A 24,043-nucleotide genomic window follows, 5' to 3' on the forward strand; every position below is an offset into this window, starting at 1 on the left:
GCTATCGGGGTCGGGATTGGTTCGAGCCCAAGAGGGGGAGCAAAAAGGTTACTAAGCAATTAGTAACCTTTTTTATTTTAAGCTTCTTCTGAAATGAAGTTTACTTTTGAAATACATTTAAAGCAAATTGCAATGGATTGCTTACGAGAACAAGGTATAACTCCTTATTAAAAGTACTGCCCTTCTACAAACAACACAATCAACTTAAACACTTCCTTATACTTCGTCAACGGTAAGGTCTTAGCCACATCCTGCACGTCGTGATACGCTGCTATACCGCCTAGGGTATAGATAAAAAAACACGGAACTTTTCTTTTATAAAACGGATAGTGATCGGAATTGGCAGCTTCGCCGCGCATTTTTACTGCAGGCAATAACTGTTCTTTTTCATTTATTGCAACAAGTTCATTGTACTCTTTCTTAAACACACTACCATTCACCACCATAATTCCATCGTCGCCTGTTCCAAGCAGATCCAGGTTGATCAGGAAATGAATTGCAGCTAGTTCTATGGTTGGCTTCCGCACAAAATAAGACGAACCGATCAATCCGGATTCTTCGCCGGCAAATGCTATAAACACCATGCTGTATGCGGGTTTATAAGCACTGTAGTAATGCGCAAGCTCAAGCAACATACTAACACCGCTAGCATTGTCATTGGCGCCAGGGAAATAGGTTTTATTTCCTAATGTTCCTAAATGATCGTAATGTGCCGTGATCACAATGAATGAATCAGGCTTAACACTTCCTTCAATGTAACCAATCACATTGCGTGCAAGGTGTTTTGATACGACTTCGTTTTCAACTTCAAAAGAAATTGTCTTTATATCTTTTGAAAAAGCTGCTGCCAACACTTCGAAAAATGGCGTGTCGTACGATTCATCTGCCAAGCCCATGGTGAGCTTTGTATCCTGCAATTCAATAATGGCTGCTGCCGAATAAAGTTGCTTCAACAAATCAATGGATGACTCTGTAAATTCTTTAAAATGTTTTTTATAATAAACGACTACAACTTTGCTTAAATCTTTTTTCAGAAAATCTGCATACACATTCTTATCTGTAAAAATCAATGAGTCAATGTACAATAATGGGAACGTGCCTTTACCCGAACCGCAGGTTGATCGCACGATGTAATCCACTCCGGGTTTAAAGCTCCCTTTGTCGGATGCTAAATGCATTTTACCGGGAAAGGTATTTATTCCATAGGTAAACGACTGGTAATAATCTGCAGTAAGGGGCTTAAGTCCGATTGCCTTGAATTGTGCTGCAAGATATTCAGCTGCTAAGGCATCACCATTTAACGCAGCACCTCTGCCATGAAACTTTTTTGATGTAAGTATTGAAATGTTTTTTTGAACACGTTCTAAATCTTGCGCAAAAGAACTAAAAATATAAAGCTGTATAAAAACGATGATGAAGATTTTTAATTTCATGTTACCTTTTTTCGATGAACAAAATAAAAAATAAACTGTGCGAGTACAATTCCAAACGTATTCGCAATAACATCGTATCGATCCGTACCACGGTCTGGAATGTATTGCTGCATACCTTCTATCGCTATACCAAACAAAATAGTTGATACCCCAACAATTAAATATACGCTTGTTTGATTGCTATTGTTGCCGGAAAGGAAATAGGCTCTTAATACAAGCCAGGCAAACACTCCAAAAATTACAACATGAATGATTTTGTCGAACCTGAAAAGAGAAACACTGGGAAGGGATTTCCCCGGCATCAAGGTTGCGACTAAAATAAATATTCCCCAAAGTATGGCCGGACCATAAACTTTGAGGAATCTTATGTATTTATTATTAAGCACCTACTAATGCTGTATATGCCGTTGCGTCTAATAATGCATTCAGATCTGAGGCATCCTGTATTGAAATTTTTACGATCCATGCTTTACCATAGGGATCAGAGTTGATCAACTCAGGTGCAGATTCCAATTCTGAATTGAATTCAAGAATTTCACCGCCAACCGGCATAAATAAATCTGAAACTGTTTTTACTGCTTCAATGGTACCGAAGATCTCTTCTTTTGAGATTGTTTGTCCAACAGTAGTAACATCAAGATATACAATGTCACCTAATTCCTTTTGAGCAAAATCTGTAATACCAACATAAGCTGTATTACCTTCTACACGAATCCACTCGTGATCTTTGCTATACTTTAATTCAGACGGAAAGTTCATAATTATTAAGATTTGATACTCAAAAGTACACTCTTTTTATATTGAAAACAAAACTGGAATCTTACCACCGGTTAAGATAGTGTAAATCTGATTTGCACCCCTATTGCAGTCGTCGCTCTTCGGTAAGATGAAGATATTTTAGGACTGTTTATCGTCCGTTCAAAATACAGCATCATTGTAACACGCTGCGACATATTGTAACTCACCGTTGGCTTAAACTGAATATTGGTATTGCCCGATGTAACCGTTGCATTTTCAAGGAACTTACGTTGATAGGTAATCATATCATTGATCGTGAAGTTCACCTGAATATTCAATTCGTTTTTCAAAAACTTCTTCGCACCGCCTGTCAAAAACTTAGGTATCGGCAGATTCGAACGGGCAAAGCCAATTCCCACCTGCCAGGAATTATTGTAACTCTCCGTTAATTGAGCATTGGACAACGACATATTCAGTATCCGCGTTCTGCTATACGTTACCCTGTATGAAACTTTATTTTTTGTGCGCGCATTGATCCCGATAAACGGAGCAAATGCTTCCGTAATCATTACACCCGTCATTACATATATAGGCACAAGCTGTCCGCTGGAATTCTTTTCAGTAGGTATTATGTTTGTATCATAAAAGTTACTGGTTGGCGTAACTACATTCGCATTGTAAATACTTTGTGACGTAAAACTACCAACAAAATACTGGCTGGAATATTTGTGTGAGATCGTTATCGATGAAAACTTCCTGGCAAGTGCTTTTGATCTTGCGAGGCCTGTATAGTCAATCTGCCAGCCGGGAAGCGGAATTTTTGGGATACCGCTTATGTTGATTTTATTGGGATCCTTCCCTGAGTATGCTGCCAGGAATGAAGGCAGCAAGACTGCCTGAGAATTTCCTGTATACGATGAATCGCTAGGAGTAGCTCCTAAACGGTCCAACATGATATCTCTATACTCTGTGTAATTTTGAAAATTCTTTGAAGAATTAGGATCCTTCGAGCCGGAGATGTGTTTATCAAATGCCGTTAAAATGGTAATTGTCGAGATGGAATATGTACCAATCAATAATGGTTTTTCTGATATAAAGCCCTCCTTCGTTCCATCAAAACTTCTGAAACGCTCTGTATATGTATTCCCCTTCGAATATTTTGCTTCCAACACGACCTTGAAATCTTTTATGGGTTCTATATTCATACGGGCAATAATGTCTTGCGTCGACTTCTGCATATAAAGTGTGTTTAGCGAAGGGGCAGTTGAGATCCAGCCTTTACCAGCCGCATCCGTTCGGAAATTCGCATTCTGAGAACCGAATACAAATGGTGCCATGGTACCTATGTTCTGATTGTCGGTAAAGCCTAAATACTTAGGTGTCTCCATAAAGCCTGCTATGAATGTTGACTGTGCTCGAGTATAGGTAATGTTCGCATTGCGGATCATCATCAGTGTTTTGAATGCCGCTTTGAGTAATGTTCTGTTTGGTGGAGGCGGAATGGTATCTTTAGGATCCGGTTTTTTTAATGGGGGTTTCGGTTTTTTCATCTCCATCAAAAACTTGGACTTACTGTACAGTTTGTCCAGATCAAGTTTTCCATTTATAGAATTATCCTGCTTGTTCGAAATGGTATTCCCCAAGGTATCTCTTTGTCCGAGTGCACCTGCAGTCCATGTATATCCTGCCCCATAAGTATAATCCATGCTTGTCCAGTTAAGCATTTTTATTTTATCCAATGGTACCCTGTACGTTAACGTATAAGTTTGATTAAATGCTTTAAGACGTCCCATCTTCATTAAATTCGACTTAAGACTATCGCTGTATTCCTTGCCACCAGGTGCTCGGTTTGGCTCATCAATCAAGGCGTCTGCATCTGCCCTGTAGGTTCCGGTGATCGATTTTGTAAAATTCCACATTAAGGAATAATTACGTTTGAATGTAAATGATTTTGCATACAACGGATCCTGCACAAGTCCCTCTAATGGATTCGATTGATAATACTGTGTTGTTCGGAGTTCTCTCGTCAAATCTGCTTTAAAACTCATTTGGCTCGGCATGAGTGCAAAATTGAAATCCTTCATCAAAGGCGCCAATGGACCTTTGGTGGCTTTCATTGATTTTAATGGTGTATAGCTCTTTGCGGCATTAGAAAAATTGTACGCTAACGTCCCGTTATATTTTTCATATTCCATATTTTTAAGCTCGTAGCTGGTTTGCTTGGTTTGGGTATACCCAGCAGACAGCATTAAATTTTCAACATCATATACATGCTTTTTAGACGTAGGTTTTACTTTTACCTTTTGAATTCCTGTAAAATTAATTGCCTTCGTCATGGTTTGATCTACAATGAGTTTCCGGTATTCCTGGGGGTCAGCTTGACTATTGACGGATTGGTTAATAGACACATCGGGGTTTAACGGATCGTATTCCGGGCTTATAACTTTCCGGTTGAACCCAACATACATAGGCAGTTTAATACCTGTCTTCCCCGGAATGAATTTATCCATCTCTAGTTTGGTATTTAAGCCATATTCAAGTGTGTTCGCACGTTCACGCTGCGAAACCTTTTGATCCAGCGAACCGAAGCCTGCAGAGGTGTATCGTATGGATCCGTTTAATGTACCCAGATCGGCAAGATTGGCACTTAACGTTGCAGCATAAGCAATCGAAGAATGGCTGTTAAATCCGGTTGCCCTTAATTCATCTGCCCAGATACAGAATTTCATTGGATTTGCATTGCTACCGATTGGGTTTTTAACGCCCAGCATGAGTGTCACAACAGCAGACAGATCGGGGTTTCCGACAACAACAATAATATTTCCATTTGGTAACTTACCGGTTGAGTAAGCAGATTGTAGAGACGCACCGCTGCTATTGCGTGCTACTTTTGCATTGACCAGATCTGTTATGTTTACAGAAATTTCATTCTGACTTCTCCATACTACATATGGATCCGTTGAAGTAATCGGTGTGGTAAAGTACAAGGGTACCTGTATCTCATAATAGTTGTTGGTATAATCTGTACCCAAACGGAGGATCGCATATGCATCTGTACTATCGTGAATCGTATTTTTATCGTCATTACTTTCAGCATGAATGAACATTTCAATCTTCGTATAATTCATCAGATTTAAGTTCACATTTTTATATGCTGCACGAATAGATCCATCCTGTAACCCATCAATGCATAATCGAAGGGACTGTTCGTTTGTTCTTCTTGTTGTTACTGAAGTTGCATCGTAATCTCTACCAAAATCAGGAGGCAATACATAAGGTGTTGTATTCCCATTGGATGAACTGTTCTCTTCCACATTCACAACAGAAAGGTCTATAACGGATTCATCTGTTCTAGGCGCCAGGTTAGGTCCTTGCTGCAGATCCGGTAAATTGTATGGTCTCCATTGATTGGCCACCAACTGAAATTGAGCCAAACGCAAAACAACAGGAGATTTAAATCCTGTAACATAGGTGCGCATCCATTTAATGGATTTGTATCCTTGAATGCCTCCTACAATAGAATCGGGCGTACGGATAGGAACACGGAATTGATACCAGGTTACCTGATCATTACCCGATCCATCAGAAGCAGTGATCGTAAGTGTTCTGGAGCTGACTATATAATTCTTTCCGACTTGAAATTCACTTGAATCAATTTTTATTTTGTATTCGTAGTACTCTTCAATGGTATTCAGGTTGTTGTCCTGATTCAGATCTTCGTTGTCCGGATAGCTTGAACTTGACGGCGTAATTGTAGTACCGTTATTTATAGGCGAGTTATTTTGCGTTAAGTTGAAATGTTTATATCGCTGCAATATGGTTAACTCTTTTGTATCCTGATCTGAGCCCAGATAATATTGAAAGTTATCTGAACATAAATCGTTTTCAATACCTGCGTATACACTCGGAGTTACCTTCGCTTTTATTGCTGCTGCGCGGGCAGCGAATTTCGTTTTCTCTTTGTCGTCATTCAAACCGTCTAAACCTATATCCTGAAATGGGCGCGATGAAGGATTATTATCAAATGCATTTGTTATGTACTGCTGCGTTGTTATAAGTCCCCATGTTGTCTCAGTGGTTCCCGTATTTGAATCATCAACAGGTAAACCATTTTCAAACGATTGCAAATTATCGGGCAAAACATCTTCAGAGATACTTCCAAGGTTGAAATACAAATATCCTGTATTGTTTGGATCAAATGGCACACCGTCAATTTTAGTATGTCCGTTTGCCCCGTCAATAAAGGGACTCAGCAGCCAGAACTCGATGTATTGAATGTTTGCATTGTCAAAATCAATATTGTTTTTAATTGCTTTTGTTATACCGCCCCAGCTGGCTCTTGGATTATTTAATTTTCCATCCGAGCTCACATCATCCGTAAAATTGTATGCGCCTCGTTCTTCCGGATAAAAGGCCAGGTCTAATGTTGGGATATTTGTTACAGCAACATTTAAATCCTGATTAGGAAACAGCTCAAGCTGAGTAATGTTTCGCTCAAAGTGATTTGTAATATTTGTATAATCCAGATACGCCGGTAAACCGTTATTGGAACGGTAAAAAATATTATCAATATTATACCAGGCCAGTCGAGCTCTATGATATCCATTAATTAATCCAGTAGAGTCTGCCTCATCGATGCGTTGCGGTGTTGCAGACATTGTCCATGTAATCGGAGAACGTGTAAGATCGTATGGAGTTTTAGCACCTTCAAAATCATCTATAAAGGCAATCCCCTTTTCGTCGTTCCCATTTTTGTCCAGTATCTTATTATAACCTGGAATAAACTGTGCAAATTCTCCTTGGAAACTAATGTTAGAAGGTGCTTTGGTTGATACAACCGGTAAGAAATCTACTGCACGTGTCAATAGCCTTGAGCTTGATTTTATATTTGCATCAAAGCCCCAGATCGTATTTGCTGCAGGTTCATCACCAATGTTTACACGTGTGATATTTGGAGCTTCATTTGAATGCAACATGGTAGCTCCCAATAAAATTTTATCGTTTACTTTATAATCAAAGCGGGTACCTAAAAATGATTTTCTTCTAAAATTAAATAAATCCTGTTTTTCAAAACGAATCCGAATTTCCTGACCAGACGCAAGAATACTATTATCTAATATTTTTATTCGACCCAAACTATAATCAACTGTGTAATCCTTCCCTTCAACCAATGTTGTACTTCCTGCTATAACAACAACGGACCCTTGAGCTACGTTGATGCCGGGTAGCATAATTTCACTCGCTGTCCCTGCAGTATAGCGGCCCTTGAAGAAATATTTATTTTTACTGGCTACCTGAGAAGCATCCGATGCAGTCGAATCATAGAGTTCATTAAATACATACTTTTGCTTTAAATCTGTTTCAGTTGCCAGAAATTTACTGTCTAAATTTGACCCAAAGGGTTCCAGTACAGGAAATATAATACGCCCATTTCTTGAATCTACTGTAATGCCTTCTACATAATCAAAGTTACCATCCGGCGCCGGATCATTATTCGGATTCAAATAATCCAGACCGCAAAGCTGCAAGAGCGGTACATCCTTTGTTTTTGCCCCTTGCTGTAAATTTGGAATATCTAAACCGGTAGCATCATCTTTATAGATGATTTTAAATTGAAAATTATCCCGCTGAATTTGAGTAACACCTAACTGATAAATGTTTTTCATCATCAAATCCCAAGTAGGCAAGTGTGTTTTGATAACCGGGGGCTTGATCATTTTTGCAATGATCAATTCATTCTCATTAACCTTTGTCAAATCATCTGTTAATTCACCGACTGTATAACTTTCGTTGTTATAGGTATATTGATAGGCCACCAGCAACGCTTCATCTTCATTTAACCGCGACATTAACGTAATGTATCCTAAGTCTGCGTTGAATGTAAATTCAGTCGGTAATAATTTTCGTGCACTTTTTAAATATGTATAATCGGTACCGTTTTGAAAATCGCAACCACACTGGATAGACATATTTGCCAGATCCTGATCCAATGTTTGTGCATTTCTATACTTAGTAACAGAATCTGAACTGGTATATAATTTATTTATTCCGTTGTATGGCACCTTAGGACCGAAGGGAGGTGGATCTGCTAACCCGTCCCGATAGAGTGAGTCACTTTCTCCTAAATCCAAATACCCTACAACACTTCGTAGATTGGCTGTTGTATTGTTACGGTTTGTAATGTATACATCCACACGTTTTATTTGTACGCCTGAAAGTATCGTTGGGATTGACTTGAGTGACTTTTCATAATTTGCTCTGAAAAACTGGCTCAAAAAGAAGTGTCTGTAAGGTTCATATCCATCGGCTTTGATTTCAAAGGTACGTCCCTGCCCACCGCCTCCTATTTTAATTTCATCGAGTTTACCATCCTGTCTTGCAGCAACTGCTGTAACAGATAATCTCCCGAATTGCAATTTGGTTTTTATACCAAATAAATTTTGAGGACCAGTCATCAAAGATGATTGCAAAGGCATGTTTACTCTTCCGACTTCGATTGCCTGAATGATGTCTTCTTCAAACGCTGTGTATTGGATCTTAACACTATTTTGAAATTCAAAGGCTGCTTTGGTATCCCAGTTAACTGTCAATTTTAATTTTTCACCAACTTTACCAATCACGTTCATACTGATCTGCTGATCAAAATCGAACAAGCCTGTTTTCTGTTGTTTAATTGGTAAAGATGGATTGTTAACCCGCTGAAAACGTCCTGCAAAATCAAGTGTAACTAAACCACTCGGACGAATGTCTACATAGTTACTACCAAACGGACCCTCAAGCCCTTTAATATGTTTGGTGAAGCCAAAAGGTTGTCCTGGTTTTGCTGCACCTCTCGGAGCATCAACTGCTGTATCGCCTCTGTTTCTCCAATAGTTGCGCAGCATTTGTTTGTTTTTGTAATTGTAGTATTCCTCAAAGGTCATGTAGGTCTGCGTACGGTAATCCATATCGCCCACCTTTTCCCTTACAATATAATTTCCTGTAGCAGTATCAATTTCTACCTCTTCTGTAATATTGTCGGGGTTTTGAAGCTCAAGCGGAGATTTATTTGTTTTATTGTTGTACTGATCTCCAACACGATCTTCTGTTTGATAGGTTGGTCTCCGCGACTTTGTACGGGTTGTACTATCTTCAGGCGTTAAAAGTTTTTTGAAAGAATATATAGACCTATACTGTGGACTAGACAATGCAGCCCAAAACACAAAAAATAGGGAAGCCCCTAAAATAGACAGTATGGTAATTTTCCTCAGGTTCACAGGGGGATTCTCAAGACATTTTTAAGGCCTGTTTTATCAGGTCTTCTAGCGTTAATGGATTAGAACTGTTTTTTAAAATTAAATCGATGTTTTTTTCGGCGATACTTTTGGTAAAACCCAAGGTTATCAAGGCTGTTAACGCTTCAGATCGGATACTATTGTGTGGTATAGAAAAATTCTGTTTTGAATCTGATGAAGAAAGAAGGTAGTCTTTTTTCATCTTATCTTTTAATTCTAAAATTACCCGCTGAGCTGTTTTAAGACCGATGCCTTTTACAGCCTGAATTACCTTAACATCCTCACTAACAATAGCATCCCTCACCTCTTTTGGATTTAAAGAAGAAAGCATAACCAAAGCAGTGCCCGGACCAATACCACTTATTGAAGTCAGATGTAAAAACATTTCTTTCTCTAACAATTCAGCAAATCCAAAAAGCGTATGTGCGTCTTCTTTAATATGCAAAAAAGTATGAACCTTTGTCCTTTCTAAATCTTTAACCTGAGAATAGGTATGCAATGATATTCGTATTTGATATCCTACCCCTTGTACATCCACAATTATGTAAGTGGGATCCTTATGTGTCAGCTTGCCCTCAATGTATGCAATCATAAATTAATTTTATTGTTATGTGATTGAGCATCCACTACAGCAATCGCAACCATATTTACAATTTCCCGCACAGACGAACCCAACTGCAAAATATGTACAGGCTTTGCCATTCCCATCAACAGCGGACCAATAGCCTCCATGCCACCAATCTCCTGTAATAATTTATAAGCAATATTGCCCGACGTAAGTGCCGGAAATATAAATGTATTTGCTCCGTCTTTTGCTAAGGCACTGAATGGATACATCTCTTGCTGTAACAGGGTGTCCACTGCAACGTTTGCCTGAATGTCTCCATCAATAATAAGATCCGGATACTTTGCTTTGGCAAGTTTTGTTGCTAAAGCAACTTTGGCCGGTACTGCTCCTTCGTTCGAACCAAAATTAGAATAGGAAAGCATTGCGATGCGTGGTTCAAAATCAAAAAACTTAACACCGCGCGCCGTAACACCAATAATATCCACAAGCTCTTCCGCTGTAGGATCCATATTTACTGTGGTGTCAGAAAAGAAATAAACTCCTTTGCTGTTGCTGAGAATATACATCCCCGCAACTCTGTTCACTCCTGGTTCAACACCAATCACCTGAAGCGCCGGTTTGATTGTTTCACCGTACTCCTGAGTTAAACCTGAAATAAATGCATCGGCTTCTCCTGTCTCAACCATCATCGCACCGTAATAATTACGGTTACGCATTAGCTTTCTTCCTATTTCTGCCGTAACGCCTTTGCGCTTTCTTTTATCGTGCAACAGATATCCAAAGTGCGCGCGTTTTTCTTTTTCTTCAAACGGATCAACAATCTCATATTGTTTGATCGACAATGAATTTTCTTTTAATAACTCTTCTATCTTTTCTGCATTACCCAATAAGATCGGGAATGCAATTCCTTCTTCTGCTAAAATTTGTGCGGCCTTAAGTATTTTCAAATTGTCTGCTTCAGCAAATACTACACGCTTCGGAGCTTGTTTCGCTTGTGTAATGATACGCGACATCAGTCGCTGATCGATACCGATACGCTGCAGCAATTCTACTTCATATGCTGCCCAATCTTCAATATTTTTCTTTGCTACACCGCTTTCCATAGCTGCTTTAGCTACCGCAGGTGAAATCGTTGTGATTAAACGCGGATCTAAAGGCTTGGGAATTAAATAATATTTTCCGAAAGTGATTTTATTATCTCCATAAGATTTATTTACACTTTCAGGAACAACTTCTTTGGCAAGTTTTGCAATTGCATAAACTGCTGCCAATTTCATTTCTTCATTTATTTCCGTTGCACGTACATCCAGCGCACCTCTAAAAATATATGGAAACCCAAGAACGTTGTTGACCTGATTTGGATAATCAGATCTTCCTGTAGCCATTATGACATCAGGTCTCGTAGCAATTGCTAAATTGTAATCTATTTCCGGAGTTGGATTGGCTAATGCAAACACAATCGGATTTACAGCCATGGTTGCCAACACTTCAGGCTTTAAAATATTTCCTGCCGATAAGCCAACAAATACATCTGCGCCAGGCATTGCATCTGCCAGTGTATGTAAATCTCTATCTGTTGCAAACTCTAATTGTGAGATATCAAGATCTGCACGATCCTTTCTAAGCACGCCTTTAATATCGCACATTACAATATTCTCAGAGCGTACGCCAAGATGCTTATACAAACGAGTACAGGATATTGCAGCAGCACCGGCGCCACTTACAACAATCTGTACTTCTTCAATTTTTTTACCAACGATTTCAAGTGCATTCAATAAGGCAGCGGAAGATATGATAGCTGTACCATGCTGATCATCGTGCATGACAGGAATATTCATGCGCTTACGCAACTCCTGTTCAATCACAAAACATTCAGGCGCTTTAATATCTTCCAGATTGATCCCGCCGAATGTAGGCTCCAGCGATTCAACAATTTTAATAAACTGTTCCGGATCTTCGCAATTAATTTCTAAATCAAAAACGTCAATGCCCGCAAACTTTTTGAATAGAACACCTTTGCCCTCCATTACAGGCTTAGACGCATCCGGACCAATATTACCCAGTCCCAATACAGCCGTACCGTTTGAAATTACTGCAACCAGGTTACCCTTTGCAGTATATTTATATACCTCTTCTTTGTTGGCAGCAATTTCTTTGCATGGCTCTGCAACTCCAGGAGAATAGGCCAATGCCAGGTCTAATTGCGAGCTTAATGTTTTTGTAGGAACAACTTCTATCTTACCTGGTTTGCCTTGCATGTGATAGTTCAAGGCATCTTCTCTGTTTATTGACATACTAGATAAAAGTTATAGTGTAGATAAAAAAGAAGTTTAATCTGTTAAATCAGCTGACTAATTTAAAATAAGTTTTTGTCCTACTTTAATACTATTGGATGTTAACCCGTTTAGTTTTTTAATCTTGTCAACTGTTAAACCGGGGAATTTTTGCGAGATCGTCCATAAGCTGTCGCCTGAACGAACGTAGTATACATTTGGAGTAGCTTTAGAAGTACTACCCGATGATGATGATGTTTTAGATTTTGATATGGACGAACTTGATGAAGCAACAGCAGATGAACCTTTTTTATAGATCACCAAACGTTGTCCAACCCGAATCGTATTCGATGATAATTTATTCCAACGTTTAATATCTGAAATATATACATGGTATTTTGCTGCAATGGAGCCGAGTGCATCTCCACTCCGTACTGTATAGTACACTTTTGTTGTTCCTGTAGTACTGCTGCTACTGGAAGTGGCTGAGGAGGCTCGACTCGTGACGGGCCCTGTAGCAACGCCTGCTCTTGATATTTCTTTACTGCATGCATCTAAAATATCAATTCTGTTCAGATAAAATTCAGCCATTTTATCTACCGGAACTTTTATTTTATAAGAATATGCACCACTTAAAATTCCTTTTTTTAATGCAGGATTTAATTTCCGCATATCGTCCGGACAGATATTCAATACTTCACTGAACGTATACATGTCGAAATACTGATTTACTGTAATGGTATCGAACGCAATTGGGTACTCTAATGAATCAGCTACAATGCCGTGATCGGCCATGTGATTCATAATATAAGTAAGCGCTACAAATTGCGGAACATAACTTCTTGTTTCTTTAGGCAGGTAATCATAGATCTGCCAGAATGTTTCTTTGTATCCGGATCTGCGGATCGCTCTACGCACATTGCCCGGTCCACAGTTGTAAGAAGCCAGTGCTAATTCCCAATCATTAAATGTACGATGTAGTGCAGATAAATATTTACAGGCAGCAACGGTTGCCTTTTCCGGATCTAAGCGTTCATCTAAAAGTTCGTCTTGTTTCAAACCAAACTCTTTACCCGTAAAAGTCATAAACTGCCATAAGCCTGCCGCACCTGCTGGTGAAACAGCCTTTGCATTCAAACCCGATTCAACAATAGCTAAGTATTTAATTTCTTCCGGTACATTCTGAGCTTTTAAAATCTCTTCGAACATCGGGAAGTAAATACGTTTTCTACGTTCCATTACCAATGCATATCGTGCATTGCGCACAGAAAAATAATCTATGAATCCTTTGATCTTTGCATTGTATACCAAAGGAACTTCATTCTGCAATACTTTTAATCGCTTTGCTATCACTTCGTCAACAGAAGGTTGAGAAGGAGAAGGAGTTAGTTCCGCTTTTTCTTCAAATTTTTCTGCTTCTATGATCGTTGAATCACTTGAAGTTACTACGCCGCTGGAATCTATTTGCGCACATGCAGGAGCCCCTCCAACAAACAATATTGAAGCAGTTAAAAGAATACCTGATAGTGCTGAATAGATTCTGTCTTTCATTCTTACTTTAATAAGTATTTAGAGAAAGCTAATAATTTCGCTTCTTCAAATTCACGACCCATTAGCTGTAAGCCAATCGATAAGCCTTGTGAATCTTTCCCATTCGGAATAGAGATTGCAGGTATACCTGCAAGGTTTGCATGTACTGTAAAGATATCTGCTAAATACATTGCAATCGGATCACTTTGATGATCACCGATCTTAAATGCCGTTGTTGTTGTTGTAGGCAATAGCATGAAGTCGTATTCGGATAATAATTTTTCTGTATACTCTCTTATTAAACGACGCACCTTCTGTGCTTTAGTATAGTAGGCATCATAAAAACCTGCGCTCAGTACAAAAGTGCCTAACATGATACGTTTTTGAACTTCTTTGCCAAAACCTTCTGAACGTGTTTTTTTGTACATGGACTCCAGATCCGTTCCGTTAGGACTTCTGTATCCATACTTCACACCATCAAAACGAGAGAGGTTTGAGCTTGCCTCTGCTGTAGTCAGGATGTAGTAGGTTGGAAGAATATATTCAAGTAATGGAAACTCAACCGCTTCAACGGTGTGTCCATCTTTAATCAATTGATCAATTTTATTTTGTGTTGCTTCGCGAATTTCTTTTGCAACTCCTTCAGATGAAATCGCTTCTTTTAAATAACAGATCTTTGCTTTGCCTGTAAAAGAAAGCTCTGAAGAATATGATGGAACCGGTTTTGAGGAAACCGTACTGTCATACTCATCGTACCCTGCAATCACTTCAAGCATCAATGCTGTATCTTCAATACTTCTGGCCATGATCCCGATAGAATCAAATGACGAAGCATAGGCGATAAGTCCGTAACGGGAAATTCTGGAATAAGAGGGTTTGAAACCGATGATGTCGCAGAATGCAGCAGGCTGTCTTACCGAGCCACCTGTATCCGAACCAAGAGAAACCAAACACGTATCGGCTTGTACACCAACAGCAGAGCCACCTGAAGAACCTCCTGGCACACGTGTATTGTCGGCATCATTTTTTACCGGACCAAATGCTGAATTCTCATTGGATGATCCCATTGCAAATTCGTCGCAGCTTTGGCGACCAATGATGATGGCATCTTCGTTGATCACACGTTCAACAGCAGTGCCATTGAATTGCGATACAAAACCTTTTAAAATATTACTGGATGCCTGCAGACCGTGATCTTTATGACACAATACATCTTTCAAGCCAACAACCATACCGGCTAATTTACCAGCGGTGCCTGCTTTTATTTTAGCATCAACCGCATCTGCTGTAGCAAGTGCTTCTTGTGCATACACTTCCACATAAGCATTTAAGTGTGCTTTTGCTTCGATGTTTTTAAGATAATATTCAGTTAGGGAACGGCATGTGATTATGCCTTCGGAAAGGTCTTTCCGAACTTCTTGCAGCGAATTATAACGTTTCAATTTTTAAGCGTTTTTTGTGTCGTCTTCTTTGATACCGTCCTGAATTTCTTTTTTCACTTCTTTACTCGCGTCTTTAAATTCACGAATACCGCGACCTAAGCCACGAGCAAGTTCAGGTATCTTTTTACCGCCAAACATAAACACTAATAAAACGGCGATTATAATCCATTCGGTTGGTCCGATATTGCCAAGAAATAGCAAATTGCAAATAGTTAAGATCATGATTGTTAGAGTAATTTCGTATACCTAACAAAGATAGGAAAATATAATAAGAAAGGGAAGATAAAAGGGCTGTTTAGCGCTTACGAAGCCAAATTTCCGGATTTAGCTTTGTTTCGTTTTTCCAGATCTGAAACTGAAGCTCGCTTTCACCATCTTTATTTGTATAAACAGAACCGATGCTTTGCTTTACAGTAATTTCTTCGCCTATAGCCACATGTACTTCACGCAGCTTTGCATACACCGTAAAGTATTCTCCATGCTGGATCATAACGATCTTATGCATGCCCGGCACCTCTGCAACGGTAATGACTTTTCCTCCAAAAACTGCCTTAACATCCTCATTCTGAACAGTCAAAATGTCAACTCCCAGATTATCGACAAATACCCCCTTTAAAACCGGGTGTGCCTGACGTCCAAAATGATTGGAAACTCTACCATTTTGTACAGGCCATGGCAATTTTCCCATATTTCCTTCAAAACTGGAAGATAATAAGATGTTCTTTTCTGCCGTTGCTTTATTCGCGCTGTTGCTGGATACTTTTGCTTTTTCAATTGCCTTTTTTCTTTCGGCAGCAATGAGATCTTTGATCAGCTTCTGAAGTTTTTCTTCTGCTTTCTTTGACTCATCCAAATCCTTTTTCAACTTTTCTTCCTTTGAAGAAAGCTGTTTCAGCACATTGCTCTGTTGATTTTTTGTATTCGTTAAATTTTCTGTTTCAATCGTTTTTGCCTGAAGCAAGCCTGTTTTCTCAGCCTGCTTATTCGCTAGCATACGCTCATACGATTTCATTGCCAGCGCAACATTTTGAATCTCCTCCAACTGGTAAGTACGTGCGTGTGCATACTGTTTGAAATAACTATTGCGTCGCAACATTTGTCCGATATTATCGGCTGATAAAATATGGATCAGCTTATCGTAACCGTTTAAATGTTTATATCCTAAATAAATTAATTGAGCGTACTCTTCCTTCAAGCCTTTTAAATCCTCTTCTAAAGCTGCAACGATCATTTTTTGTTCGGCAATTTCCTGCTCCAAAATGCTTACCTCTGAAGACATAGAGTTGATCACGATTTCGCGTTGCTCTATCTGATCATTCAATAAATTCAATTGGCTTATTGTAGCGCTCTTTTGCTCTTTTGTTTCTTCAAGAACTTTCGAGGTTTCCTTGATTTTTTTCAAGTTCTTCTCGCGCTCGCGTTCCAGGTCTTTACGGCTTTTTTTCTGTGCTACCGTTGTTGTAATAACAATGAATAGCAAACCAAGTACCGCTAGATATTTAAGGTTATTTTTCATTGAATTTCTTAGGAACGTTAAACGGAAAATTAAGTGGCTTGGTAGTGAATTCTATTTTTGAATGTGTCAATACCAATTGGTTTCGTAAAATCTGGCCGTTCTTCTTATACTCAATATCCAGCGTACATACAGAAGGCGCTAGTATAGAATCGGACAGTATATAATTACTATAAGTTACAGTAGTTTTTGACAAAGCAACGGCATCGGTTATGTTTGCCTTTTCTACTTTCATGTTATCTAAACGGACAAAACTTTCAATGTTCAGATTGTCTTTCTTTTGCACAACAATGAAATGTGTATCGGTCTTTGTTACCACATCAGTTGTATCACTATATGGAAATAACAAATCACCAATGAGTAAATTCTGAATGTTGTAATAAGATAAATTAGATTGAATAAGATTTTGAAGATATTTCAAATCGTAACTGTATGCATCATTTTTCATTTTATCCAAAATGAACAGTGAGTCCGGACGTAAAAGTCCACGAACCCCTTCAACACCGGCCTTCCCGATGGATGCCCAAATTACACTATCCTTTTTAACACGTAACGACAAGGCGTATTGATCGTTGTTGGTTCCGTCTGAATATTCCAGTTTTGTCTTTGTTGTTAAATAAACAAAGTCAACATATTCAGGATGAAAATCTATAACCGATTTTGTCACAACAGCCGGAAGCTGACTCGAAACCGGAACTTTTTTACATGCAATATTTAAGAACGAAATTGCTATTATTAACAGAACTAACCTATTCATACAACTTGCCTTCGGCAACTTTTTTATTTATAAATTCTGATGCATCACCTGCAGCCTTAGCCTTTTTCCAGTATTCAACAGCGTTTACTTTATCCCCTAACTGATACAACACATCACCATAATGTTCCAGAATTGTCCCACTCTTCGTATTTGGTAATGCTATTTCCAATTGTTTTTTTGCACCTTGATAATCCTTCATCTGATACAACACCCAAGCGTATGTGTCAATATAATTGGGCTCTGCTGGATTTCTATTTACAACACGTTCGGCCATACTCTTTGCAAGCTCAAGCTTATCTTTGCGCAATGAAAGATAATAGCTGTAGTTGTTTAATACATAATCGTTGTTTTTATCATACCTTAACACCTCGTCAAATGCGGCATCTGATTCTGAATATTTTTTTGTTTCATTGTATGCATCTCCAAGCAATGTCAAACATTGCATCCTAAATTGCATATCCTTTGAAGAAAGGTTTTTAGCTTCTTCTAAAGATTCAATCGCATTCGGATACTTTTTTAAATTATAGTAACCCAATGCTCTATAATACCAAAGCATCGATTGATTCGGAAAGTAATCGACCGCTTCTGTACCATGTAGTGCAAGCGAATCATACTCCTTAAATTCGAAATCCAATATCACTATCTGTAACCACAGGTTATAATTATTGCCATCCTTTTTTGCCGAAGCGATATAGAACTTTCGTGACTCAGCTTTCTTTCCATTAAGAAACAAGGCGTCTCCCTGGTTTGTTAAAGCAACATTACTTGAAGGATTCGCCTTTACAAAAATAGTACTCAGCTCAAGTAACTGAACTTTCTTCTCGTTCGTTGTTGCAGCTTTCATGACATCTTGCATGATCTTCTGTTTGTCCTGAACAGATACATTCTGCTGAGCTAATAAATATTTATATTCAGCAAATACTTTTTCATTATCATTTGTTGATTTATATATATCAACAAGCAAGAGGTGTGCAGAGATTTGATCCGGATCCTGTTTTAATACTCCATTCACCAGTGATAGTGCATCCGGCAATCTATTGATGAAATAATAGAACTCAGCCTGATCCACTCTGTATTGAAGGTTTGAGGGGTCTGAATCTATTAATTTTTGTCCTTCTTTAATCGCAAGGTCAATCTTGTTTTGTTTAACATAGATCTGTTGCTTCTGTCTGGTCAGTTCAAAACTTGCTCCGTAAATAGTTCCGATCTTGTCGTATGTTTTTATGGCATCATCTAATTTGTTGAGCTGAATCTGTGCAGCTCCAATCTGATAGTAATATTCGTTATTGCCGGGAAAATCTGAAATGATTTTTTGATACGTTTTAATTGCATTCTCAAATTCGCCTTGCGCCTCATATACACTAGCCAGCTGAATAATGTATTCAATGTTTTTCGGGTCAGACTTAATTGCTGCCTGAGCTGTAACTAGTGCCCTTGCATTATTAGATAAAGCAGAATTGACTTTTGAAAGCTGGTAATTAACGCCTCCGTTTGTTTCATCAATGACATAAGCTTTCTCAAAAAAGTTCTGTGCAAGTTTTGTTTGCCCGATCAAATAATAGCGCATCCCTTCAATGAAGCATGCTTCAAAATAAACACGATCCTCTGTAGATAATACCTTGGGCGTAAAACCTGACTTAGAGGTTTTAGGGCTTTTTTTCTTAGGGCTCTTTTGCGCCAATGCCGGTTCAAATAGCACCGGCATCAGAATCGCAATAAGAATACTTTTAAAAACGTGTTTTTTTACACTCATTTATGCTATAACATTAAAATCACCAACGCTCAGATCAAGCGCCTTGCCTTTATATTGAGCAGAATTACCAAACATGGAGTTTGTAATTGTAGCATTTGAGATCACAGCATTTTCCTGAACGATAGAACGGTTGATTACGGTATTTGTGATCTTTGTTCCATTGCCGATAGATGCATGCGGACCAACAACAGAGTTTACCAACTCAACATTTTCGCCGATGTATGAAGGCTGAATGATTACTGAATTTGTAAGTTTGACTGTTGATGCTACCAACTTCTGATCTTTGATATATTCTAAATATCTTGAATTTGTATCTACCGTAGAATCTTTGTTGCCACAGTCCAACCAATCTGTTACTTTTCCCGGAAGGAATTTAATTCCTTTGTTCTTCATATTCTCCAATGCAGAAGTCAATTGGTATTCACCTTTGTCCTTGATGTTGTTATCAATTACATATTGAAGTTCTTTTTTCAGGTTCTCGCCATCCTGGAAATAATAAATACCGATGATCGCTAAATCTGAAACAAAGTGTTCAGGTTTTTCAACGAAATCCGTGATCTCATTTTTATCGTTCAGCTTAACAACACCAAATGGTCTTGGATCTTCTACTTTCTGTACCCAGATAATTCCTTCATTAGACGTATCCAATGTAAAGTCTGCCTTGAACAAAGTATCAGCAAATGCTACTACGACTTTACCACCTAACGATTCTTTTGCGCAATAAATTGCATGAGCTGTACCCAATGCTTCGCGCTGATAATAGATCGAACCTTTAGCACCAACAGATTCTGCAATTTTAATTAAACGTTGTTCTGTTTCTTTTCCAAAATCTCCGATAATAAATGCTACTTCATCGATTTTTTCACCACAAACTTTTGCAATATCTTCTACGAGTCTGTGAACAATCGCTTTACCAGCGATAGGCACAAGAGGTTTAGGAACTGTTAGTGTATGAGGGCGCATTCTTTTACCCATACCCGCCATTGGAATAATAATTTTCATGCCTTCTTTGTTTGTGTTGTTATTAATTCGATTTAATTTCTTGGGAAGAATACGTCTGTACGTATTTTTGGTTATCCTGGTTTACTATTTTCCTGTACTGCCAAAACCTGCTGCTGCTCTTGCAGAATCTGCCAATGAGTCAACTTTAACAAAATGAGCTTGTTCAACTTTGGCAATCACCATTTGGGCAATACGTTCTCCGTTTTTTATCGTAAAATCTTCATTTGAAAGATTCACCAGCAACACTTTGATCTCGCCTCTGTAATCAGCGTCAATTGTGCCTGGACTATTTAATACCGTAATTCCGTGCTTGAATGCCAGCCCGCTGCGTGGCCTGATCTGCGCTTCTGTATTTTCAGGAAGTTCTATAAATAAACCTGTTGGGATCAGTTGTCTTTGAAGAGGTTGTAAAATAACAGGTTCCGATAGGTAAGCACTTAGATCCATTCCGGCAGCCTGTTCCGTTTGGTATGCAGGCAAAGGATTGGTTGAAGAATTAACAATTTTAATAACCGTATTCATTTCATTTTAAAATGGATGCACCATTTCAAATGTACAAAATAATCTTAGGCTTTTAAACCATTAAAGCGTTTTTCTAAGAGAAGGATTATTCCCAGCCAAACGACTATAATACTATTGCTAATCAATAGATTATTAACGGCATTTTCAAAATGAACAAAGCTGGAAAGGTAAACCAAAAAAGAGGCTGAAATAATCCACATTCCCATTTTGACTGTCTGATAAGGAATCGGATAATATTTGTGCCCAAGCAGATAGCTGAAGATAGCCATAGACGCATAACATAAGAGCGTTACATACGCCGCGCCCATGTAGCCCATAAGCGGTATCAGGATGATATTTCCTGCAACCGTTAATGCCGCTCCAAACAAACTGATATAAATGCCCCAGTACGTTTTGTCTGTCAATTTAAACCAGATTGCCAGATTGTAATATACTCCCAAAAACAAATTTGCGAGCAGTAAAATCGGCACAATTGCTAAGCCTTCCCAAAACGCTTTATTTCCTAAAAATTGCTTTACAATATTTATATTTAGCGAAACACCTAAGAAAATAAGCAAGCACACCAGGACAAACCATTTCATAATATCAGCAAACAGTTGCGGTGAATTTTTATCTGCGGCTCTGCTGAAAAAGAAAGGCTCTGCCGCATAGCGAAACGCCTGAATCGCTAAGGTCATAAACATAGACAGCTTATAACATGCGCCGTATACACCTAATGCATGTAGTTTGGTACTGCCCGGATAAAAATTATCCGGAAGCAATTCACGCAAAATTAATCTATCCAGCATTTCATTGATCATCCCTGCCAAACCCATAACCATTAGCGGCAGCGCATATACAAGCATGGGTTTGTATAAATACGTATCCCAAACAAATTTAAATCCTGCAAATGCTTTTATTAAAAATGGAAGTTGCAACAGATTGGCAACGAGATTTGAAATGAAAATGTAGGAAACCAAATCATTCGGATCATACCAGGATAAAATAAAACGTTTTGTTTCTTCAGAAATCGAATCTGAACTCAATAGCAAAGGTATACCCCATAGCAAAATAATATTCAAGAGTACTGTAACTCCAATATTCATAAGCTTTACAGAAGCAAACCAAAATGCTTTGTTTCGCATCCGTAAACGTGCAAATGCAATTGCTAAGGCTGCATCTGTAAAAAGAATTAAAACAATGTAATAGATATAAGCCGTAAAATCTGCGGCAGTTTTTTGTGCATTTCCTAGGCTAAGATGTCCTGCAATGGACGGTGTTACTAAAAAAATGACTGCTGAAATGATGAAGCTGCCAAAAAGAACCTGTGTATTTACATGATTGAAAATATGTGCTTCATCGGCATCTTTTTTATTTGCAAAACGGAAGTAGGTTGTCTCCATTCCGAATAAATACAAAATGTTAAAGAAGGCTGCATACGCATACAACTCTGTAACGATACCATATTCAGCAGGAAGTAATAAGCTTGTATAAACAGGTACCAATAAAAAATTGATTGCCCTACCAATCATACTGCTTAAACCATACAGCGCCGTTTGTCCGGCTAATTTTTTCAGCAGCGACATCTCTTATTTCCCTGTGAAAGAAGCTTTACGTTTTTCCATAAATGCCTGTACACCTTCTTTGAAATCCTGTGTACCTGCGCAACGCCCAAAAGACTTTGCTTCTTCATTAAATGCTGTACCAGATGTATCCATTGCCAGATGCGCACATCTCAATACTTCCTGAATAGAAGTCGGAGCTTTTGTAAAAAACTTTTGTAGCAATGCGATGCATGTTGGCAGCAATTCTTCTTGTGTAGTGACTGTATTTACAATGCCCCATGCAAGTGCTTTATCTGCAGGAATCTGTTCTGCAGTAAGCATCAATTCTATTGCACGACCTTTGCCAATGATCAATGGCAAACGTTGTGTTCCGCCGTAACCGGGCAACAACCCTAAGGTAGATTCAGGCAAACCGAATTTTGCATTATCAGAAGCTATGCGAATATGACAAGCAAGTGCCAATTCAAATCCGCCGCCTAAGGCAAAGCCATTCACCGCAGCAATTACGGGCTTGGTAAGCTTATCTATTTTTTGAAAGATGAGTTGTCCTTCTTGTGACAATAATTGTGCTTCATGTGCTTGCAAAGAAGAAAATTCACTGATGTCGGCACCGGCAGCAAACGCTTTAATACCTGAACCTGTAATAATAATTCCTTTGACAGTTTCTGATGCGTAAGCAAATTCAATTTGTTCATCCAATGCCTTAAGCACCGCTCTGTTCAGTGCATTTAATTTATCCGGTCTGTTTAATGTAATAATTAAAATTCCGGATTCGTTACGTACATCGAGTATAGCTGGCGTTTCGCTCATATTATTGACTTGCTTTAAAAAGTTTTTGTTTCTCCTCTTTGGTCAAACTTTCATAACCCGAACGAGAAATTTTATCTAAAATGGTATCAATTTCTTTTTGATCCGGCATGTAGCCATTATCAATAGCAGGCATTGATTTATTAAAAAAGCTCATCCGTACTCTACGTTTTTTAGAGAACAGCCTACTTACAAAATCTGAAATAGCGTTAATTGGTTTCCCCAGGTCTACACCTCTTTTCAAAGAGAAAATAAAAATAAAGCCTGCAAACGCGCCACCTAAATGGGCAAGGTTCCCTCCTGCATTTCCTTGAACGGTACCAATCAATGAAATCAAAATATAAAATGCTGCGATATAAACGATCTTAACCGGACCAATAAAAACCAGATGAAAGCGGTACTCCGGAAGCAACGTTGCAGAAGCAACTACAGCTGCAAGAACGCTTGCGCTGGCCCCAACCAAAAGTCCTTGTGTGCCGGCATAAAATGGCACATAATTAAAACAGATCACATACAATGCTACACCAAAGAGTGCGCCTATAAAGTATAAACTCACCAATCGCCTTCCGCCTAAGTATTCGCTGATCAGTCCGCCAAACCAGTACAAACCCAACATATTAAAGAAAATATGAAAGGGCGATGGCGTGTCGTGTGAAAAGGCGTAGGTAATAAGCGTCCAGGGTTTGTAAAGGATTTCATTAAAATTAGATGAAACACCTTGATACGATTGAACAATATGGAATAAAAAATCCTGAGAAGTAACCTGTGCAAAAATCCATATCAAGCAGTCTAATACATACACAAGTACATTCAGCAGGATAATTTTAACCAATGCATTATCCTGCATTTTAAATTGGTCTTGTATATCTTTTACTAAACTCATCTAT

Annotated in this window: 17 protein-coding genes; all 17 read right to left on the reverse strand. The window is 38.6% G+C overall.

Annotation, left to right across the window (positions count from 1 at the left end):
• Window positions 1-167: 167 nt before the first annotated feature.
• Complete coding sequence (locus A3EE_RS0100280) at window positions 168-1,433, reverse strand: M28 family metallopeptidase (RefSeq protein WP_018341412.1); 1,266 nt, start codon at window positions 1,431-1,433, stop codon at window positions 168-170.
• Window positions 1,430-1,735: a VanZ family protein gene (locus A3EE_RS0100285; RefSeq protein WP_018341413.1), complete on the reverse strand. Its 306-nt coding sequence runs from the start codon at window positions 1,733-1,735 to the stop codon at window positions 1,430-1,432. The genes A3EE_RS0100280 and A3EE_RS0100285 overlap by 4 nt, the downstream gene beginning before the upstream one ends.
• A 76-nt stretch (window positions 1,736-1,811) precedes the next feature.
• Window positions 1,812-2,192 (reverse strand): glycine cleavage system protein GcvH, encoded by a 381-nt coding sequence (gcvH, locus tag A3EE_RS0100290; RefSeq protein WP_018341414.1) that lies wholly within the window; start codon window positions 2,190-2,192, stop codon window positions 1,812-1,814.
• A 71-nt stretch (window positions 2,193-2,263) separates the two neighbouring features.
• Window positions 2,264-9,373, reverse strand: a complete 7,110-nt coding sequence (gene sov / locus A3EE_RS0100295; RefSeq protein WP_018341415.1) for a T9SS outer membrane translocon Sov/SprA — start codon at window positions 9,371-9,373, stop codon at window positions 2,264-2,266.
• 64 nt (window positions 9,374-9,437) lie between these two features.
• Window positions 9,438-10,037, reverse strand: coding sequence for a Holliday junction branch migration protein RuvA (ruvA, locus tag A3EE_RS0100300; RefSeq protein ID WP_018341416.1), 600 nt, complete (start codon window positions 10,035-10,037; stop codon window positions 9,438-9,440).
• Window positions 10,034-12,307: an NADP-dependent malic enzyme gene (locus A3EE_RS0100305; RefSeq protein WP_018341417.1), complete on the reverse strand. Its 2,274-nt coding sequence runs from the start codon at window positions 12,305-12,307 to the stop codon at window positions 10,034-10,036. Before A3EE_RS0100305 ends, ruvA begins: the two co-directional genes overlap by 4 nt.
• 57 nt (window positions 12,308-12,364) lie before the next feature.
• Window positions 12,365-13,837, reverse strand: coding sequence for a lytic transglycosylase domain-containing protein (locus A3EE_RS0100310; protein ID WP_018341418.1), 1,473 nt, complete (start codon window positions 13,835-13,837; stop codon window positions 12,365-12,367).
• A gap of 2 nt (window positions 13,838-13,839) precedes the next feature.
• Window positions 13,840-15,258 (reverse strand): Asp-tRNA(Asn)/Glu-tRNA(Gln) amidotransferase subunit GatA, encoded by a 1,419-nt coding sequence (gatA, locus tag A3EE_RS0100315; protein ID WP_018341419.1) that lies wholly within the window; start codon window positions 15,256-15,258, stop codon window positions 13,840-13,842.
• Between the two features lie 3 nt (window positions 15,259-15,261).
• The gene (locus A3EE_RS0100320; RefSeq protein ID WP_018341420.1) at window positions 15,262-15,480 is read right to left on the reverse strand and encodes a Sec-independent protein translocase subunit TatA/TatB; all 219 of its coding nucleotides are present in this window, start codon (window positions 15,478-15,480) and stop codon (window positions 15,262-15,264) included.
• A gap of 73 nt (window positions 15,481-15,553) precedes the next feature.
• Window positions 15,554-16,774 carry a murein hydrolase activator EnvC family protein gene (locus A3EE_RS0100325; protein WP_018341421.1) on the reverse strand — a complete coding sequence of 407 codons (1,221 nt, stop codon included), beginning with the start codon at window positions 16,772-16,774 and terminating at the stop codon, window positions 15,554-15,556.
• The gene (lolB1, locus tag A3EE_RS0100330) at window positions 16,764-17,528 is read right to left on the reverse strand and encodes a lipoprotein insertase outer membrane protein LolB1 (protein WP_018341422.1); all 765 of its coding nucleotides are present in this window, start codon (window positions 17,526-17,528) and stop codon (window positions 16,764-16,766) included. Before lolB1 ends, A3EE_RS0100325 begins: the two co-directional genes overlap by 11 nt.
• Complete coding sequence (locus A3EE_RS0100335) at window positions 17,521-19,281, reverse strand: tetratricopeptide repeat protein (RefSeq protein ID WP_018341423.1); 1,761 nt, start codon at window positions 19,279-19,281, stop codon at window positions 17,521-17,523. Before A3EE_RS0100335 ends, lolB1 begins: the two co-directional genes overlap by 8 nt.
• Complete coding sequence (locus tag A3EE_RS0100340; protein ID WP_018341424.1) at window positions 19,282-20,283, reverse strand: sugar phosphate nucleotidyltransferase; 1,002 nt, start codon at window positions 20,281-20,283, stop codon at window positions 19,282-19,284.
• Window positions 20,284-20,367: 84 nt separating this feature from the next.
• On the reverse strand, window positions 20,368-20,805 hold the full coding sequence (gene dut, locus A3EE_RS0100345) for a dUTP diphosphatase (protein WP_018341425.1): 438 nt from the start codon (window positions 20,803-20,805) through the stop codon (window positions 20,368-20,370).
• A 44-nt stretch (window positions 20,806-20,849) separates the two neighbouring features.
• Window positions 20,850-22,370 carry a lipopolysaccharide biosynthesis protein gene (locus A3EE_RS0100350; protein ID WP_018341426.1) on the reverse strand — a complete coding sequence of 507 codons (1,521 nt, stop codon included), beginning with the start codon at window positions 22,368-22,370 and terminating at the stop codon, window positions 20,850-20,852.
• A gap of 3 nt (window positions 22,371-22,373) precedes the next feature.
• The gene (locus A3EE_RS0100355; protein WP_018341427.1) at window positions 22,374-23,159 is read right to left on the reverse strand and encodes an enoyl-CoA hydratase/isomerase family protein; all 786 of its coding nucleotides are present in this window, start codon (window positions 23,157-23,159) and stop codon (window positions 22,374-22,376) included.
• Window position 23,160: 1 nt separating this feature from the next.
• Window positions 23,161-24,039, reverse strand: coding sequence for a rhomboid family intramembrane serine protease (locus A3EE_RS0100360; RefSeq protein ID WP_018341428.1), 879 nt, complete (start codon window positions 24,037-24,039; stop codon window positions 23,161-23,163).
• Between the last annotated feature and the right edge of the window lie 4 nt (window positions 24,040-24,043).

Source organism: Cytophaga aurantiaca DSM 3654 (assembly GCF_000379725.1).
GTDB lineage: Bacteria > Bacteroidota > Bacteroidia > Cytophagales > Cytophagaceae > Cytophaga > Cytophaga aurantiaca.

Bases quoted from the DNA above. Each gene is read 5' to 3' on its own strand.
- A3EE_RS0100280 (WP_018341412.1), bottom strand. From the start codon at position 1,433: ATGAAATTAAAAATCTTCATCATCGTTTTTATACAGCTTTATATTTTT.
- A3EE_RS0100285 (WP_018341413.1), bottom strand. From the start codon at position 1,735: ATGCCGGGGAAATCCCTTCCCAGTGTTTCTCTTTTCAGGTTCGACAAA.
- gcvH (WP_018341414.1), bottom strand. From the start codon at position 2,192: ATGAACTTTCCGTCTGAATTAAAGTATAGCAAAGATCACGAGTGGATT.
- ruvA (WP_018341416.1), bottom strand. From the start codon at position 10,037: ATGATTGCATACATTGAGGGCAAGCTGACACATAAGGATCCCACTTAC.
- A3EE_RS0100305 (WP_018341417.1), bottom strand. From the start codon at position 12,307: ATGTCAATAAACAGAGAAGATGCCTTGAACTATCACATGCAAGGCAAA.
- A3EE_RS0100310 (WP_018341418.1), bottom strand. From the start codon at position 13,837: ATGAAAGACAGAATCTATTCAGCACTATCAGGTATTCTTTTAACTGCT.
- A3EE_RS0100320 (WP_018341420.1), bottom strand. From the start codon at position 15,480: ATGATCTTAACTATTTGCAATTTGCTATTTCTTGGCAATATCGGACCA.
- A3EE_RS0100325 (WP_018341421.1), bottom strand. From the start codon at position 16,774: ATGAAAAATAACCTTAAATATCTAGCGGTACTTGGTTTGCTATTCATT.
- lolB1 (WP_018341422.1), bottom strand. From the start codon at position 17,528: ATGAATAGGTTAGTTCTGTTAATAATAGCAATTTCGTTCTTAAATATT.
- A3EE_RS0100335 (WP_018341423.1), bottom strand. From the start codon at position 19,281: ATGAGTGTAAAAAAACACGTTTTTAAAAGTATTCTTATTGCGATTCTG.
- A3EE_RS0100340 (WP_018341424.1), bottom strand. From the start codon at position 20,283: ATGAAAATTATTATTCCAATGGCGGGTATGGGTAAAAGAATGCGCCCT.
- dut (WP_018341425.1), bottom strand. From the start codon at position 20,805: ATGAATACGGTTATTAAAATTGTTAATTCTTCAACCAATCCTTTGCCT.
- A3EE_RS0100350 (WP_018341426.1), bottom strand. From the start codon at position 22,370: ATGTCGCTGCTGAAAAAATTAGCCGGACAAACGGCGCTGTATGGTTTA.
- A3EE_RS0100355 (WP_018341427.1), bottom strand. From the start codon at position 23,159: ATGAGCGAAACGCCAGCTATACTCGATGTACGTAACGAATCCGGAATT.
- A3EE_RS0100360 (WP_018341428.1), bottom strand. From the start codon at position 24,039: ATGAGTTTAGTAAAAGATATACAAGACCAATTTAAAATGCAGGATAAT.